The organism is Microbacterium sp. 22296, from assembly GCF_052045385.1.
GTDB lineage: Bacteria > Actinomycetota > Actinomycetes > Actinomycetales > Microbacteriaceae > Microbacterium.
In genome coordinates, this window is record NZ_JBQEOS010000007.1 from 23,344 (window position 1) to 39,934 (window position 16,591).

At 72.0% G+C, this 16,591-nt stretch carries 12 protein-coding genes; 4 read left to right on the forward strand and 8 right to left on the reverse strand.

Features of this window, described 5'->3' with window-relative positions:
* The first annotated feature begins 40 nt into the window (after positions 1 to 40).
* Positions 41 to 2,179, forward strand: coding sequence for an alpha-galactosidase (locus ACTJJP_RS13290; RefSeq protein ID WP_440775473.1), 2,139 nt, complete (start codon positions 41 to 43; stop codon positions 2,177 to 2,179).
* 25 nt (positions 2,180 to 2,204) lie between these two features.
* Here ACTJJP_RS13290 and ACTJJP_RS13295 read toward each other — a convergent pair whose 3' ends face one another.
* The 4 genes from ACTJJP_RS13295 to ACTJJP_RS13310 form a co-directional block, all read right to left on the reverse strand.
* A complete protein-coding gene (locus tag ACTJJP_RS13295) occupies positions 2,205 to 3,245 on the reverse strand; it encodes a sodium:calcium antiporter (protein ID WP_440775474.1) in 1,041 nt (346 codons plus the stop codon).
* A gap of 154 nt (positions 3,246 to 3,399) precedes the next feature.
* On the reverse strand, positions 3,400 to 4,215 hold the full coding sequence (locus tag ACTJJP_RS13300) for a tryptophan-rich sensory protein (RefSeq protein ID WP_440775475.1): 816 nt from the start codon (positions 4,213 to 4,215) through the stop codon (positions 3,400 to 3,402).
* A 142-nt stretch (positions 4,216 to 4,357) separates the two neighbouring features.
* Complete coding sequence (locus ACTJJP_RS13305; protein WP_440775476.1) at positions 4,358 to 5,086, reverse strand: glutamine amidotransferase-related protein; 729 nt, start codon at positions 5,084 to 5,086, stop codon at positions 4,358 to 4,360.
* 89 nt (positions 5,087 to 5,175) lie between these two features.
* Positions 5,176 to 5,898, reverse strand: a complete 723-nt coding sequence (locus tag ACTJJP_RS13310) for a LysR substrate-binding domain-containing protein (protein ID WP_440775477.1) — start codon at positions 5,896 to 5,898, stop codon at positions 5,176 to 5,178.
* 34 nt (positions 5,899 to 5,932) lie between these two features.
* Between ACTJJP_RS13310 and ACTJJP_RS13315 the strand changes: the two genes are divergently transcribed.
* On the forward strand, positions 5,933 to 6,322 hold the full coding sequence (locus tag ACTJJP_RS13315) for a DUF1304 domain-containing protein (protein WP_440775478.1): 390 nt from the start codon (positions 5,933 to 5,935) through the stop codon (positions 6,320 to 6,322).
* 71 nt (positions 6,323 to 6,393) lie between these two features.
* Here the strand turns inward: ACTJJP_RS13315 and ACTJJP_RS13320 are convergent, their stop codons facing one another.
* The 4 genes from ACTJJP_RS13320 to ACTJJP_RS13335 all read right to left on the reverse strand — a co-directional run bounded on the left by ACTJJP_RS13320 (position 6,394) and on the right by ACTJJP_RS13335 (position 13,700).
* Complete coding sequence (locus ACTJJP_RS13320; RefSeq protein ID WP_440775479.1) at positions 6,394 to 6,801, reverse strand: transferase; 408 nt, start codon at positions 6,799 to 6,801, stop codon at positions 6,394 to 6,396.
* A 325-nt stretch (positions 6,802 to 7,126) separates the two neighbouring features.
* On the reverse strand, positions 7,127 to 7,903 hold the full coding sequence (locus tag ACTJJP_RS13325) for a DNA-formamidopyrimidine glycosylase family protein (protein ID WP_440775480.1): 777 nt from the start codon (positions 7,901 to 7,903) through the stop codon (positions 7,127 to 7,129).
* Between the two features lie 149 nt (positions 7,904 to 8,052).
* Entirely contained in the window at positions 8,053 to 12,735 is a 4,683-nt protein-coding gene (locus ACTJJP_RS13330; protein ID WP_440775481.1) for an ATP-dependent helicase, read from the reverse strand.
* A gap of 296 nt (positions 12,736 to 13,031) precedes the next feature.
* Complete coding sequence (locus ACTJJP_RS13335; RefSeq protein ID WP_440775482.1) at positions 13,032 to 13,700, reverse strand: alpha/beta hydrolase; 669 nt, start codon at positions 13,698 to 13,700, stop codon at positions 13,032 to 13,034.
* 201 nt (positions 13,701 to 13,901) lie between these two features.
* Between ACTJJP_RS13335 and ACTJJP_RS13340 the strand changes: the two genes are divergently transcribed.
* Positions 13,902 to 14,516 carry a DUF4916 domain-containing protein gene (locus tag ACTJJP_RS13340; protein ID WP_440775483.1) on the forward strand — a complete coding sequence of 205 codons (615 nt, stop codon included), beginning with the start codon at positions 13,902 to 13,904 and terminating at the stop codon, positions 14,514 to 14,516.
* A 47-nt stretch (positions 14,517 to 14,563) separates the two neighbouring features.
* Positions 14,564 to 16,486, forward strand: a complete 1,923-nt coding sequence (locus tag ACTJJP_RS13345; RefSeq protein ID WP_440775484.1) for a M3 family metallopeptidase — start codon at positions 14,564 to 14,566, stop codon at positions 16,484 to 16,486.
* The last annotated feature ends 105 nt before the right edge of the window (positions 16,487 to 16,591 follow it).

The window sequence follows — 16,591 nt, forward strand, 5'->3', positions numbered from 1 at the left end:
GGTTGACCCGTCGAATAACTTCCGTGATAAAAATAATGCCATGACCGACCCCGTCTCCGCCCCTGAGACCGCCGTCCACCTGCGAGGCGGTGGCACGAGCGTCGTCGTCGACCTCACCGCGCACCCGGCGCCCGCGATCATCCACTGGGGCCCCGACCTCGGCGAGCTCGGGGCCCGCGAGCTGTCGTCGATGGTCGTCGCCGCGCGGCCGCAGCGCGTCTCGGGGGGCATCGACCAGACACCCCGCCTCACGATCGTGCCGACCGCCGCGGCGGGATGGCCCGGGGCGCCCGGGTTCGAGGGGGGACGCGGCGGTGTCGTGCAGGGAACGGTGTTCTCGACAGCATCCGTCGATGTCGCCGTGGATGCCCTGACGCTGCACCTCGTCGACGAGCAGCGCGCTCTGCGTCTGCGCGCCGAGCTGCGGGTGGATGCCGCTGGCCTCTTCACGCAGCGGCTCACGGTGACCAACGACGGCGCCGACGACCTCGTCGTGCAGGCGCTGCAGCCGACGTTCCCGCTGCCGTGGGACGCCACCGAGATCCTCGACACGACCGGGCGCCACCTGCGCGAGCGCTCGGCGCAGCGCCACGCCTTCACCTTCGGCACCCACCTCCGCGAGAGCCGCCGGGGTCGACCGGGGGCGGATGCCACGCTGCTGCTGACCGCCGGGCGGCCGGGGTTCGGGTTCGAGAGCGGCCTCGTGCACGGCATCCACGTCGGTTGGAGCGGCAACCAGCGCGTGTTCGCCGAGCGGCTGCCGCTGGGCGAGGCGCTGCTCGCGGGCGGCGAACTGCTCGCGTGGGGAGAGGTCGTCGTCGCCCCCGGCGATGAACTGTCGTCGCCGATCGTCTACGGCTCGTGGGGCGACGGGCTCGATCAGCTCGCGCTGCGCTTCCACGACGCCTGGCGTGCGCGCCCGCAGCATCCGACCCGCCCGCGTCCGATCACCCTGAACACCTGGGAGGCCGTGTACTTCGACCACCGCCTGCCCAAGCTCCTCGAGCTCGCCGACGTCGCCGCCGAGATCGGCGTGGAGCGCTACGTGCTCGACGACGGCTGGTTCCGGCACCGCCGCGACGACACCGCGGGGCTGGGCGACTGGTTCGTCGACGAGGACGTGTGGCCCGACGGCCTGAGCCCGCTCGCCGATCACGTCATCGAGCGCGGCATGGAGTTCGGGCTGTGGTTCGAGCCCGAGATGGTCAACCCCGACAGCGACATCGCCCGCGCGCACCCCGAGTGGATCCTCCGCGGCCGCGACGAGCTGCCGCCCTCGGCCCGCCAGCAGCAGGTGCTGAACCTCGCCCACCCCGGCGCCTACGCCTATCTGCTCGAACGCATGACCGCGGTGCTGCGGGCCTACCCGATCGCCTACGTGAAGTGGGATCACAACCGCGATCTCGTGGATGCCGCGACCGGGCCGGGCGGAGGCTCGGCCGTGCACGCCCACACGCTCGCCGTCTACCGCCTCATCGACGAGCTCAAGGCCGCGTTCCCGGGCCTCGAGATCGAATCCTGCGCCTCGGGAGGCGCGCGGGTGGATCTCGGCATCCTGGATCGCACCGATCGGATCTGGACGAGCGACTGCCTCGACCCGGTCGAGCGGCTCGAGACGCAGCGTCACACGGCCCTGGTGGTGCCGCCCGAGATGATGGGCATGCACCTGACCACTCCGCACGTGCACTCCACGCAGCGCACGGTGTCGCTCGCATTCAGTGGCGCGGTCGCCCTCTTCGGGCACTTCGGGATCGAGTGGGACCTCACGACGCTCTCCGCCGACGACCGCGCGCTCGTGGCGGAGTGGGTGGACCTGGCGCGGCGGGTGCGGCCGCTCGTGGCGACCGGACGTCTGGTCAACGTCGACACGACCGACCCCGGTCTCGACGTGCGCGGGGTCGTCTCGGCCGAGCGCGACCACGCGTTCTTCACGATCGCGCAGACCCAGACGCTCATCGCCTCGCCCGCGGGGCGCGTGCGCCTTCCGGGCCTCGAGCCCGACCGCCTCTACCGCGTGCGGTTGGTCACCCCGGGCGGACTCGTGCAGGAGCCCGCGCAGTCCCCGCTGCCGTGGGCTCAGGACGACGCCGTGCTCACCGGCCGGCAGTTGGCCGTCGCCGGCATCCGTCCCCCGGTGCAGAACCCGCAGCAGGCGGTGGTCGTCGAGCTCACGGCGTGATCCGGAGCGTGAAGCCGTGGCTCGCTCACGCGGAGATCGCGAACAGCCCGCCGATGCCCACGGCGTAGAGCACGAGGACGACGAACGAGTCGACGCCCATCCCGATGATCCGCCGCTGCGGACGGAAGATCAGGCCGACGACGTAGACGAGCGTCAGCAGCGCCGCCAGCGCGGTCAGGTAGATGTCGGCGCCGTTGGCGCGCGGGAGCACCGCCGATCCCGAGATCACCGTGGCCAGCAGGAACAGCACGGGCAAGAAGGCGTTGCCGCCGAAGATGTCGCTGATGGCCAGGTTGTCGTCGCCCTGCCGGATGGCCTGCAGACCCGTCGAGATCTCGGGCAAGGAGGTGGCGAGCGCGAGCACCGTCGCGCCGAACAGCACTCCCGACAGTCCGATCTGCGAAGAGGCCGCGTCGCCGGCGCGCTCCAGGACGACGCCGGCGACGAGGGTCGCGAGCGCCGAGATCGAGAAGACCACGGCGGCCTTCTTCGTGCTCATCTTCGTCTTCGCGGGGGAGGGCTTCGGACTCGCATCGGGGGCGCGGCCGTCCTCGTGCCACGGCAGGTGCTCACCAGCGCGCTGCACCAGCACCAGCCCGATGATCCACAGAGCGGCGATCAGGACCACGTCGGGGGTCAGCCGCAGCACCTCGAGGCCGTCGGGCAACTGGCTGCCGGCGATCACCACCGCCAGCACCGCCACCACGGACAGCCCCTCCAGCACCAGGGTGAGCGAGGCCGCGCGGTAGGTGAGCGGCTTCACGCCGCGCCCGCGTCTGCCGAACGCGTCGAGGATCACCAGGACGACCGTCTGCAGGGCGATGCCGCCGAGGATGTTGCCCACGGCGACTTCGAGGTTCCCCGCCATCGCCGCCGACACGGTGATGGCGATCTCGGGAAGGTTGGTCGCCACGGCGAGCACGATGAGCCCGCCCAGAGCGCTGCCCAGATGCAGACGCGCGTCCAGGACGTCGGTCGCTTTCGACAGCTGGATACCGGCGACCCATACCACCGCCGCGGCGGCGACGAAGATCACGACGAGAAGGGCGAAGGGCAACGAGTCCACGCCCCGATGAGACCACCGATCGCTGTGGCATCCGATGCTCTTGTGCGGCGGATGCCGAGGGGTTACGCGAACGGCCCGTGCGCTCCCGATCCGTCGACGTCCGGCGGGTGACGCGCGGTGCGCCGTGGCGCCCCGTCGGCCCGTGCGTTCCCGCTCAGTCGACGCTCGGGCGGAGGAGGCGCAGTACGCTCACGGCCACCGGGGGCACGAGCACGACGACGGCGACGATGATCGCCGTCACGCCGATCGGGGTGCTCTGCGGTTCACCGCCGAAGCGTTCGACGGCGAGCCAGCTGAGGCCCCATGCGAGGGCGAGCGCCGGGGTGACGCGCCACGAGCTGCGCCACGCGATCGCGAGACCGATGAGCGCGACCACGATGAGCACGGCGATGCCGATGGCACTCGCCGCGTTCTCCCAGTCGGCCGGAACGACGGTGGTGAGGTAGGCCGCGGTGTTGGCCACCGTGGCGAGAGTGACCCAACCGAGGTGAAGGCCGGTGACGCCGTCGATGAGGACGGAGTCGACGACGCCGCCCCGCGGCTCGCGGGTGGCGACGGCGACTCGGAAGGTCCAGCCGAGCGCGGCGAGGAGCAGGACGATCACGACGACGGTGAGGAACAGCGTGCCGAAGCGGGCGGCGACGAGCCAGAGGCCGTTGAGCGTCATCGTGAGCGCGATGAGCCACCCGAGCGCGCGCTGACGCGGGTTCGTCCGCTGACCGGGGAGCGCCTGCCAGATGGCGTACGCGATGAGGCCGAGGTAGATCACCGACCAGATCGAGAAGGCGGGGCCGGCGGGTGCGAGATAGGAGCCGTCGGTGTCGAGGGCGCCGCCCTGCTGATCCTCGACGGCGGAGTTGCCGAACGCCCCCGCGCCGATGACGGCCGCGATGAGCATGAACGACAGCGCGGAGAGGACGACGATCTGGCGCGCGAGGTCGGAGCCCCGCCAGCTGCGTGAAGCGTTCATATCGAGAACACTAGAAAAGCTAGGTAAATATGAGCGGTGGGCTTGACATTCCGACCTCGACGATTGTTCCCGCGATCGGTGCATGCATCCCGCCCCCCCGCGAGCTTCGCCGCGAGCGCGGATCCCGTCGCTCGTCGCCGGATCAGGCGGCGACGGCGCGAGCCGCGAACGAGCGCAGCAGACGGGTCGGCTGCTCGACCGACGCCGTGCGCACGTGCGCCGAGACCTCGTCGAAGGCGTCGGCGTCGAAATAGCCCGCATCGCGGTAGACCCGCATGCGGGCGACGAAAGCGTCGGTGGTCGGCTCGGGGTGGAATTGCGTGGCCCACAGCCCCGCGCCGGCGCGGTAGGCCTGCACCGGGCACGCGTCGTTCACGGCGAGGAGGGTCGCACCGGGTGGCACGCTGTCGGTGCCCTCTTTGTGCGCGGTGAGCGCCTCGAAACGGGGGCTCAGGATGCCGAACAGCTCGTCGCCGCGTCCCGCCTCGGTCAGCACGATGTCGGCGGGGCCGGTGTCCTCGGGATGCTGCAGCGTCACCGTTCCGCCCAACAGGCGGGTCACGACACCGATGCCGAAGCACGTGAACAGGACGTTGGTCCGCCCCTCCATGGCCGCGGCCGCGAGACGCTCGAGGTCGCGTTCGAGGCGGCGCTGCTCGTCGGTCTTGTCGGGATCGGTGACGTTGAAGGGGCTCCCGCCCACCACGACGGCGGCGAAGCGATCGAGGTCGGCGGGCAGGGGCTCGCGCACGAGGTCGTGGTGCACGAGGTCGGCGTCGCCGACGCCCAGCCCGTCGCGGAAGGACGCCCACTCGGCCACGGCCGCAGCACGCTGCGGTCGGGCGCAGACGTAGAGCAGGGAGGCGGTCACCAGGAGATTTTATGCGGCGTGGACCCCGCGCGGGGTGGGGCTGGAAACGCGGCGAAACGTTCGGGCCGTTCCATGGCGTCGTCGACGTGTCAGCGAGACGAGCGGGCGGTGCGTCCGCGCACGATCCCGACGAAGGCCTCGACGTCGGGCGTGGTGCGATCGCGCAACCAGGCGAGGGCGACGCGGGACTCCGGCCCGTCGCGGAGCACCCGGTACTCGACGTCGCGGCGCCGGTGCGCCCGCGCCAGGGACATCGGCACGATGACCACGCCGACCCCGGCGGCCACCGTCGCGATCGCCTCCGCGGTGTCTGCCGGCGCCGCGAACGTCGGGGAGACGGCATCCGGGACGTGCAGGCCCAGCACGTCGTCGGCGGGGACGATCACGACCTCCCCGGCGAGGTCGGCGAGCGTGATCTCATCGCCCGCGGTGAGATCGGCGTCGGCCGACATCACCACCACCGGCTGCTCGTCGTAGAGCGGGATGAGATGGAGCTCGTCGGGGGCGTCGACGGGCAGCCGCACGAGAGCGGCGTCGACGCCGTCGAGCAGCCTGCGCTGGTCGGCGACCCCGATCTCGCGCAGGATGAGCGTCACGTGCGGCATCCGCTCGCGCCACAGGCCGATCCACTTGCCGGGGGTCGCGCCCGGGACCGCGCCGAGCACGAAGTCCCGTGGTTCCTCGCGAGGAGGATGCTCCGGTCTCTCGCGCTTCGGCGTCTTCGCGCGGGCGCGGGCGGGCGAGGGCGGCTTTGCGCCCCCGGTGCGACCGGGTCGCTCGGCGCGCCCCCGAGCCCCACCGCCGTTCGCCATGGTCCCAGGCTAGCCGCGGGGGTAGCGTTGACGCATGATCGGCACCCTCGCGCTCGTCTTCGCGGGGCTCGCGGCCCTGCTGCACGTCTACATCTTCGTGCTCGAGAGCGTCCGGTGGACCAAGCCCGCGACCTGGCGGGTGTTCGGCATAGCCGACCAGCAGACGGCCGACGCCACCCGCCCCATGGCCTACAACCAGGGGTTCTACAACCTCTTCCTCGCGATCGGCGCCGCGGTCGGCATCGTGCTGTGGATCGTGCACGGTACCGGCGATGTCGCCGGACGCACGCTGCTGATCTTCTCGCTCGGCTCCATGGTGGCCGCCGCCCTCGTCCTGGTCACCTCGGGGCGCCGATACCTGCGCCCCGCGAGCATCCAGGGGACGCTTCCGCTCATCGGGCTGGTGCTGACGATCCTCGCCTGACCGCCCGGGCACGAAAGAACCCGCACGCTCCGAGGAGTCGTGCGGGTCGTGATTTCGTGTGTCCGATGGCGTCAGGCTGCCAAGCGCAGCCCCCGCTGGTCGGTGGCGACCGCTTCGCCGTCGTTGATGATCTCGTCATCGCCGATCAGCGAACCGACCGCGATGCGCGCGTTGTGGCCGACCTGCGTCCGGACGCCGATGTGGGCGCCCGCGCCGATGACCGCGCCGGCGCAGATGTGCGCGTGCGGTTCGATGTGCGCCTCCGGTCCGATCACGGCGTCGGATTCGATCCAGGCGCCACGGCCGACTCGAACACCCGCGGCGATCTGCACGCCGGGTTCGACGTAGGCGCCGTTCTCGACCAGCGCTGACGGGTGGACCTTCGCGCCGTGCGCGACGAGGCCGCGACCGTTGACGTGCTTGCGATAACGCAGCGTCTCGCCAAGGTCGTTCTCGATGTCGATGTAGTTCTTTCCCACGATCCCCTCCGGTCGGTCATCGGGTCTGCCGACATGTATGACAACTGGTCGGAAGTACCCTTCATTCCCTCGAATGGTTCTTCGTCGCCCCTACCGGTATCGGTTTTCTCGATGTCGAGAGACCTGCCGCTGTGGTGTCGTCCCCCTTGTTCTCGCATGTCGGCCGAGCTGCCGCGGGCGGGTTGACACGCGGGCCGGGAGGAGTCGCGCGTCGACGCGGAGGCATCCGGTCCGGCGGGAGCGGTCGGGGTGGGTCGTCGAGTGGAGGGATGCCGTCACTCCGGCTCCTCGCCGACGGGTCCATCCCACGCGGGCGCCGGGGCGCTCAACCGGGCTGGCAGGTGGGGCACCAGTAGACGTTGCGCTCGCTCGTCGCCGACGCCCCCAGGCTCGTCGCCCGGATCGGCGTGCCGCAGCGGCGGCATGGAGCACCGTCGCGGCCGTAGACCCAGAAACGCCGCCCGGGGCGGGTGTCGCCGGTGAAGGTGCGTTCCGGCCGCGGGAGGTTGGCGCGGATCATGCGCTCGCCGAGGGCGATCGTCGCTTGTGCGTCGATCTCGGTCGCGGGTGTCGTGGGCGCGATCCCGCGCACGAACAGCAGTTCGTTCGCGTAGACATTGCCGAAGCCCGCGACGTTGCGTTGGTCGAGCAGCGCCACGTGCGCGGGCCGTTCGTCGGCGGCCAGGCGCCGGACGGCCTCGGCTTCATCCCAATCGTCGGCGAGCAGATCGGGGCCCAGGTGGCCGATCACCGTGTGCTCGTCTCCCGTACGCAGCACCTCCACCATGGCCAGGTCGAAGCCGACGGCGTCGAAACCTGCGACGCCCACGATCGCTCGGGCCTTGAACGCTTGGCGCCGCCATCGCTCGCCCGGACGATACACGTCCCACCGCCCCTCCATCTTGAGGTGGGAGTGGAGGGTGTACCCGCCGATACGGTGCAGCAGGTGCTTGCCGCGCGCCGCGACCTCGTGCACCGTCTCGCCGCGCAGGTCGGCCGTCGCGCTGCCGGGGACGCGGATGTCGAAGCGGGTGACGACCTTGCCCGCCAGCGCCGCGGTGAGCTTCGCGGCCGCGCGGTAGACGGTGTCGCCCTCAGGCATGGCCGACATCCCGGTGCGCGGCGGGCGCGACCGCGCGCACCGGGTGCGACCGCGAGTCGCGCGGGATGGGCGTGGCCGACGGCCGCGGCATCCGTCGTCGGGGAGGACGCGCGCGCCCGCGCGCGGCGAGGTGCGCGGGGATCGACATCTCACGCACGAGCGGCCTCCCGCAGGGTGTCGCCGGCGGTGAGTTTGCGCAAGGTCAGACCCTTGGGCGATTCGACGAACCCGGCCTCGCGGAGCGCGCGGCCGACCGCGGTGCCGTAGACGAACTCTCCATTGACCTGCTCGACGGTGAGGGTCTCGAGGCGCCTCTTCTTCGCCGTCTCGGCGAGGTGGCGTGCGGCGGCGAGCAAGGGGGCTTCGGCGTCGGTGAAGGCGAGGGCGCTGCGGCCCCCGCGTTCCAGGTACAGCGTCAGCTCGCCGTCGACCAGAACGACCAGCCCGCCGGCCTTGCGGCCCGGACGGTGGGTGACGCCTTCGATGGCCGGCCAGCCGAGAGCGGCGCCGTAGGGGTTCGCGGGGTCGGTCGCGGCGAGGGTGACCGTTCGCAGGGGAGGCGGATCGGCCACGGCAGCGAACTCGCGGAGGCGATCGACGGTGGCGGAGGCCGCGAACTGCGCCGCACCGAGCTTCTCGATGACGTAGCCGCGGCGGCAGTGCCCCGCCTCTTCGAAACCGGCGAGGATGCGGTACACCTGCGCGAAGCCGCCCGGTACGCCCTCGGACTGCACGGCGCCGCGGGTGACGACGCCGTAGCGGTCGAGCAGCAGGCTGGCCGTCGCGGTCGCCCGGGCCGCGGCATCCGGTTCGCGTTCGGGCAGCAGCGACCACCGGCCGCCCAGGGTGGGTGGGCGGGGCGCCGACGTCGCACGCGGCATCGTCGCGCCCCGGTACATGCGGGCGCGGGGGGCGCGGCGGGCGACGCGATGCGATTGTCCTCCGCCGCTGAGAAGCGTGCGCACCGGAGCGAACGTGTCGTTCGTGACCCGCCCCGCCCAGGTCAGCGCCCACAGAGCGTCGTTGACCGACTGCTCGTTGTCGGCGCCTGCCAGCTGCTTCAACTGCGAGGCGAAGTAGGCACCTCCCCCGGCCAGGGCGGTGAGCAACCGCGCCTCCAGGGAGTCCGGAGCGGGGTCGTCGGCGTCGGAGGGATCTTGCAGGGTGAACGGCGCAGCTTCCGCCGGGTGCAGCGCGATCCACCCGTCACGGCCGGGCAGCGTGCCGTGACCCGACCAGACGACCTCGCCGGTCGCGGTCAGCTCGTCGAGGAGGGAGGGCGAGTAGTCGGAGACACGCGACGGCAGGATGAGCGACTCCCAGGCGCTCGCCGGGATGGGCACGCCCGCGAGCTGCTCGACCACCGCGAGCACCCCATCGACACCCTCGAGCGGGCGCCCGAGGTGCTGCCACACCGGGAGGAATCGCGCGTAGGCCGCCGGGGACACCGGCTCGACGCTGCCGCGGATCGCGGCGAGCGAGCGCATGCGCAGGCGCCTGAGCACTTCGACGTCGCACCACTCGGTGTCGTCGCCGCGAGCGCCCCCCGACGCCTCCGGCAGGAAGAAGCCGCTCGACAGCCGCCCCTGCGACTCGAGGCGCTGCAGTGTGAGGCGGGCGACGGCGATGCCGACGCCGAGACGCGCGGCCACCGCGTCGGTCGTGAAGGGGGCATGGGTGCGGGCGTACCGCGCGACGAGATCGCCGAGGGGATCTGCGAGGGGTTCGAGGAAGGCGTTCGGGATGCCGACCGGGAGAGCCGCGCCGAGGGCGTCGCGAAGACGCCCGGCGTCTTCGATGCCGGCGACCCGCGGCACGCCGCCGAAGGTGACGCGGATGGCGCGACGGTCGTCGATGAGCGTCGCCAGGTGCCGCTCCGCCTCGCCGAGGGCGTCGGACTCGGCGTCGAGGCGCGCGGCGACCTCGGTGGCGTCCAGCGGGCCGAGGATGCGCAGGAGATCGGCCACGCCCTCCATGCCCCGGGCACGACGATCGGGGTCGAGACGCTGGGCTTCGCGCTCGAACTGGGCGATGACCTCGGGATCGAGGAGCTCCCGCATCTCGACCTTGCCGAGCAGTTCGCTCAGCAGCGCGGGATCGACCGAGAGGGCCGCGGCCCGGCGCTCGGCGAGGGGGGAGTCGCCTTCGTACATGAACGCGCCGACGTAGCCGAAGAGCAGGTCGCGTGCGTACGGCGAGGGCTGCGACGTCGTGATCTCGACGAGGCGGATGCGGCGCTCGCCGATCTGACGCGTCACGCGCAGCAGAGCGGGCAGGTCGTAGACGTCTTGCAGCACCTCCCGGAGCGTCTCGAGGATGATCGGGAACGCGGGGTGGCGCTTGGCGACCTCGAGCAGTTGCGCGGATCGCTGACGCTGCTGCCAGAGGGGCGAGCGACGGTTGGGGTTCAGCCGCGGCAGGAGCAGAGCCCGCGCGGCGCACTCGCGGAACCGCGAGGCGAACAGCGCCGAGCCCCCGACCTCGTCGGTGACGATCTGCTCGAGCTCGTCGGGTTCGAACACGAAGAGGTCGGCGCCGGGCGGCTCGGCCGCGGCATCCGGAACCCGGGCGATGATGCCGTCGTCGCTGGCGACGGCGGCCCCCTCGACGCCGAGCCGCTCCCGGATGCGCGCGTTGACCGCGAGCGCCCACGGCGCGTGCACCTGCATGCCGTAGGGCGAGTGCAGGATGATGCGCCAGTCGCCGACCTCGTCGCGGCTGCGCTCGACCGTGAGACTGCGGTCGGTCGGCAGGCTCCCGGTGGCCTCGCGCTGCTCGGCGAGGTACGACAGAAGGTTGGTGATGGCGTAGTCGTCGAGACCGGACTCCCGCAGACGCTCCTCGGCCTTCGCCCGTTCGGCGCCGGCGATGTCGCGCGAGAACTTCCCCAGTGCCTCACCCAGCTCGGCGGGCCGACCGATGCCGTCGCCGTGCCAGAAGGGCAGCTTGCCGGGCTGGCCGAAGGCGGGTAGCACGTTGACGCGGTCGTGGGTGATCTCGACGATGCGCCAGCTCGTGGTGCCGAGGGTGAACACGTCGTTGATGCGCGATTCGTAGACCATCTCTTCGTCGAGCTCGCCCACACGGGCGTTCTGCGACTCGCCCGCCACGAACACCCCGAAGAGGCCGCGGTCGGGAATGGTGCCGCCGCTGGTGACGGCGACGCGTTGAGCGCCCGGGCGGCCCGTGAGCGTTCCCGCGTCGCGGTCCCACACCAGGCGGGGTCGCAACTCGGCGAACTCGTCGGACGGGTACCGCCCGGCGAGCAGGTCGAGGGTGGCTTCGTATGCCGAGCGGGGCAGCGCGCGGAACGGCGCACTGCGCTTGACCGTCTCGAACCATTCCTCGACATCGATGGCGCCCAGGGCGGATGCCGCCACCGTCTGCTGCGCGAGGATGTCGAGCGGGTTCTGCGGCACCGAGATGGCCTCGATACGCCCCGCGAGCATGCGCTCGGTGACGACGGCGGTGTGCAGGACGTCGCTGCGATGCTTGGGGAAGAGGGCGGCGCGGCTGACCTCTCCGACCTGGTGGCCGGCGCGTCCGACGCGCTGGAGTCCGGATGCCGCGCTCGGCGGTGCCTCGACCTGGATGACGAGGTCGACCGCGCCCATGTCGATGCCGAGTTCGAGGCTGCTCGTCGCCACGACGCAGCGCAGGACCCCCGATTTGAGCTCGTCTTCGACCTGTGCGCGCTGCTCTTTCGACACCGACCCGTGGTGAGCCTTGGCGAGGATCGCGGGGACGCCGGCCGAGGCGCCCGCCTGCGCCATCGTCGCCGCGGGCACCGTCGGCTCGGGGACGTCGATGCCCTGTCGTTCGGCGTAGATCTCGTTCAGACGCCCGGTCAGACGCTCGGCGAGACGGCGGGAGTTGGAGAAGACGATCGTGGAACGGTGTCGCAGGATGCGGTCGACGATCGCCTCTTCGACGTGCGGCCACACCGAACCCGCCATCTCGGTGCTCTCGGGGCGCTCCGCGAACCATTCGCCGTCGCCCGCTTCGTCGGGGGCGGGCGAGCCCGGCGGCGGCGGCGGGTTGAGCATGTCCTCGATCGGCACGACCACGGACAGGTCGAACGCCTTCGTCGCTGTGGGGGCGACGATGTCGACGGGCTGCGCGCCGCCGAGGAAGCGCGCCACCTCGTCGATGGGCCGCACGGTCGCCGAGAGCCCGATACGCTGCGCGGGCCCGTCGAGCAGCGCGTCGAGCCGCTCGAGACTCACCGCCAGGTGGGCGCCGCGCTTGGTCGCGGCGACCGCGTGCACCTCGTCGATGATGACGGTGTGCACGCCGCGCAGGGTCTCTGCGGCCTGGCTGGTCAGCATGAGGTAGAGCGATTCGGGCGTCGTGATGAGGATGTCGGGTGGGGCGGTGACGAGCTTGCGCCGGTCGCTCGAACTCGTGTCGCCGGAGCGCACGCCCACCGTCACCCCCGGGACCTCGATGCCCAGGCGTCGAGCCGATTGGCCGATGCCGACCAGGGGGGAGCGGAGGTTGCGCTCGACGTCGACACCGAGCGCCTTCAGCGGCGAGATGTACAGCACGCGCGTGGTGGTCGGCGGCGCCTTGGGGGCCTTCGGCGCGGCGCGCCTCCCGCGACGTGCGGGCTCGGCATCCGGAACCTCGGGCCCCTTCTCGCGGAAGATGCGGTCGATCGCGAAGAGGAACGCGGAGAGCGTCTTGCCCGAGCCGGTGGGCGCGACCACGAGGGCATTGCGTCCCGACGACACGGACTCCCACGCGCCCTTCTGCGCGTTCGTGGGAGCGGCGAAGGCGCCACGGAACCAGTCCTGGGTCGCAGGACCGAATCTCTCCAACACGTCGGCCATGCCGACATCCTCTCCCGGACCTCCGACATCGGGTCGGGGTTGACGTTCGCCGGCCGCGGAACGGCTCCCTCCGGCTGCCCCGACGGACAGCCGGAGGGAGCCCGTCGACGGGGCAGCAGTGATGTTCGGCACGGCAGGGGGTACGGCCGTTCCGACGTCGACTGCAGCGACCGCGGGGCAGCAGCGACGGCGGAGGGGCGACGGCGGCCAGCGACGTCGCCGCCTGCTCGCGCACGCCCGCAGAGGCGAACGCTCGTCCGCCGCGGCTCCGCTCGCCCGGTCGCGGGATGCCGCGCTCAGCCCGCGGTCGGGGCCTCGCTCGCCGACAGTCGAGCGTCGAGGAAGGCCCGGACGTCGTCGAGCTCGTCCTGCGAGATCGAGTGGGTCAGCCCGGGGTACACCCGCCCGCTCAGCTCGCTGTGCAGCGGGAGCCACTGCGCCGTCAGATCGACCTGGGCCGGGGGGATGACGTCGTCTGCGGCACCGCGCCCCCAGAAGACCGGGGGGCGCCGCTCGGCCAGGACGGCGTCGCCGGGCGATTCGCCACCCGCGGCATACCCCGCGAGGACGACCGCGAACGACACCGCGTCGGGTGCCACGCGCAGCGTCTGCAGCGCCACCGCGCCGCCCTGCGAGAACCCGAGCAGACCCACGGGCGCGTCGCCCACGGCCTCCTGGATCCACGCGAGCACCGCGCGCGCCGCGAGGGTCACGGCCGCGGGATCACGGCCGTCGAGCCCCTCGATCGGATACCACGAGGCCCCGGGCATGGGCCAGGGCGGTGCCAGCGGAGCACGGACGCTCGCCACGACGAACGCGTCGGGGAGATACGGCACGAGGCCGAACAGGTCGTGCTCGTCGGAGCCGTAGCCGTGCAGGAGCACCAGCACGGGCCGGTCGCCGCGCTCGTCGACGGGCGCCGACCATCGCACGACGGCCGGATCGAGGGAGGGGTGCGCGCTCATGCGGCCATTGTGGCAAACCCCTCCGACATCGCGGGCGGGGGCGGGGCGACCGGCGCCGCGCGACCGCGGCGGGAGGGGATCCCGGGAGGGGAGGATGCGCCGCGCCGAGATGATTCTCCCCCGCCCCGATCTCCTCTCCGGGCGGGGCGCGTCCGCGCGGGACACGCGGCATCCGGCGCCGGCGGTTGATATACAGGGGGTATGCCCGTGCGAACCCCCGACCCCGAACCCGGTGACAACGGCGACGAGCGCGAACCGCTCGGCGCCCCCTTCTCGGGTGCGTCCGCGACCCCCAACCCCAATCCGGGCTGGCTCAGCGAGGTCGAACTGGCCGAGGCGCGACGCCGCCTGCCGATGATCTACGTCGAGGCGCTGCCCGTGCGCACCGACGGCATGGGGGCGGTGACGCAGGTCGGCATCCTGCTGCGCGCGACGCCGCTCGGCGAGATGACCCGCACCCTGGTCTCGGGCCGCGTGCGCTACGGCGAGACCGTGCGCGACGCCCTCTTCCGCCACCTCGAGAACGATCTCGGACCCATGGCGTTCCCGCTCCTGCCGCCGTCTCCGACGCCGCTCACCGTCGCCGAGTACTTCCCGCTGCCGGGGATGACCGCGTTCCACGACGATCGTCAGCACGCCGTCTCCCTCGTCTACGTGGTGCCGGTCACGGGCACCTGCGAGCCCCGACAGGACGCACTCGAGGTCACGTGGCTGTCGCCGCAGGAAGCGGCATCCGACGCCCTCTCCGACGAGATGGAGGGCGGCCGCGGAACGCTCATCCGCCTCGCCCTCGCCTCGGTGGGGGCCCTGCGCTGAAGCGGAGGGTCATTGCCGGTGTCGGTGGCCCTGCCTAGGGTCGGAGGATGCCGGAAACCCCCCTCGCACCCCTCACCCTCCCGAGCGACCTCGACGGATGGCGTGCCTTCGCCGACGAGCGTCCGCGTGAACGGCTCGACCGGGTCGCCGCGATCGATGCGCGGCTCATCGCCGAGACCGACCTGACGCTTCGAGAGCGCCTCGAGTTGTGGAACGACGCCGACATCGCGCTCGCCGAGGCGGCTGCCCCCGCGCACCTGATCAGCGAGTCTCACCCGGACGCCGCTGTGCGAGACGCCGCGGAGAAGCAGGCGCAGGCCGTCGACGCGGTACAGTCCCGCCGTCTGCTCGACCGCGACCTGTGGGCCGTCTTCGCGGACGCCGACGCCTCGGGCCTCGAGCCCGACGAGCGGCGCCTGCTGGAGCACCTGCTCCGCGACTTCCGCCGCGGCGGGGTCGACCTCTCCGACGCGGACCGCGACCGCGTACGAGAGCTCACCGAGCGCGACACCGAGCTGTCGCTGATGTTCTCCCGCAACATCCGCGAGGGGCGCCGTGAGATCCGCGTCGCCGCCTCGTCGCTGAGCGGGCTTCCGGCCGACTTCCTCGACGAGCACCCCGCTGATGACGAGGGCATGGTCACCCTCACCACCGAGTACACCGATCTCATGCCCGTCCGCGAGTACGCCCACGATCGGTCGGTGCGCCATGCCCTCGTCGGCGCGTACAACGACCTCGCGTGGCCCGAGAACGAGCCCGTTCTCACCGAGCTGCTCGCGGTCCGGGCCGAGCGTGCGACGCTGCTGGGGTACGGCGACTGGGCCGACTTCGAGACCGAGACGCGAATGATCGGTTCCGGCGCTGCGGTGGCGACGTTCCTCGAGCGCGTGGCCGAGGCCGCCGCCCCCGCCGCCGCGGCGGAGTACGAACGGGTCCTCGAACGCCTCCGTCGTGACGCCCCCGAGGTCGACGCGGTCACGATCGCCGACTTCTGGTATCTGCTGGGGGCGCTCAAACGCGAGGAGTACGACGTCGACGCGCAGGTCGTTCGCTCGTACTTCCGCTTCGACCGCGTGCTCGACGGAGTCCTCACCACCACCGGACGCCTGCTCGATGTGCAGTACATCCCCGTCGACGCGCCGTCGTGGCACGACGACGTGCGCACCTTCGACGTCGTCCGGGCGGGGGAGCGTCTGGGCCGTATCCACCTCGATCTGCACCCCCGCGAGGGCAAGTACAACCACGCGGCGTGCTTCGGCCTCGTTCCGGGCATCGCCGAGCGGACGCTTCCCGAGTCGGTGCTGCTGTGCAACTTCTCGCGCGGCCTGCTCGAGCACGACGAAGTCGTGACCTTCTTCCACGAGTTCGGGCACCTGGTGCACGACATCCTGGGCGGGCACCAGAAGTGGGGGCGGTGGACGGGCGTCGCCACCGAGTGGGACTTCGTCGAGGCTCCGAGCCAATTGCTCGAGGAATGGGCGTGGGATGCCGAGGCGCTGGCGTCCTTCGCCGTCAACGACGAGGGGCAGCCCATCCCGGCCGACCTCGTCGCGCGCATGCGCACCGCCGACGCCTTCGGCCGCGGCCTCGAGGTGACCCGTCAGCTCGGTCACGCGACGACGTCGTACCGCCTGCACGTCGATCGTCCCGCCGACCTGCAGGCCGCCGTCGACGGCTACTACCGGGCGGCGAGCCCCGTCGCACCTCTGGACGGCTCCCACTCGTACGCCGGATTCGGCCACCTCACCGGTTACGGCGCCTGCTACTACACCTACCAGTGGAGCCTCGTGATCGCGCGAGACCTCCTCTCGGCCTTCGGTGCCGACCTCTTCGACTCCGCGACGGCGACGCACTACCGTCGCGAGATCCTCGAACCCGGCGGCACGCGCGATGCGCGCGACCTCGTGCGGGCGTTCCTGGGCCGCGACAGCACCTTCGACGCCTATCGGGATTGGCTCGCGGGCGCGTGAGGCGGTGGTCGGCGGCATCCCGGAACGAATGCCGCCGGCCCCGGTGCTCTCGGGCCAGAGCCCCGCGGGCGACCGCCGCGACGAGCGACCGGCCGTCAGAACGGG

Coding starts and splice junctions, on each gene's coding strand:
- ACTJJP_RS13290 (WP_440775473.1), top strand. CDS start 41: ATGACCGACCCCGTCTCCGCCCCTGAGACCGCCGTCCACCTGCGAGGC.
- ACTJJP_RS13300 (WP_440775475.1), bottom strand. CDS start 4,215: ATGAACGCTTCACGCAGCTGGCGGGGCTCCGACCTCGCGCGCCAGATC.
- ACTJJP_RS13310 (WP_440775477.1), bottom strand. CDS start 5,898: ATGGCGAACGGCGGTGGGGCTCGGGGGCGCGCCGAGCGACCCGGTCGC.
- ACTJJP_RS13315 (WP_440775478.1), top strand. CDS start 5,933: ATGATCGGCACCCTCGCGCTCGTCTTCGCGGGGCTCGCGGCCCTGCTG.
- ACTJJP_RS13325 (WP_440775480.1), bottom strand. CDS start 7,903: ATGCCTGAGGGCGACACCGTCTACCGCGCGGCCGCGAAGCTCACCGCG.
- ACTJJP_RS13330 (WP_440775481.1), bottom strand. CDS start 12,735: ATGGCCGACGTGTTGGAGAGATTCGGTCCTGCGACCCAGGACTGGTTC.
- ACTJJP_RS13335 (WP_440775482.1), bottom strand. CDS start 13,700: ATGAGCGCGCACCCCTCCCTCGATCCGGCCGTCGTGCGATGGTCGGCG.
- ACTJJP_RS13340 (WP_440775483.1), top strand. CDS start 13,902: ATGCCCGTGCGAACCCCCGACCCCGAACCCGGTGACAACGGCGACGAG.
- ACTJJP_RS13345 (WP_440775484.1), top strand. CDS start 14,564: ATGCCGGAAACCCCCCTCGCACCCCTCACCCTCCCGAGCGACCTCGAC.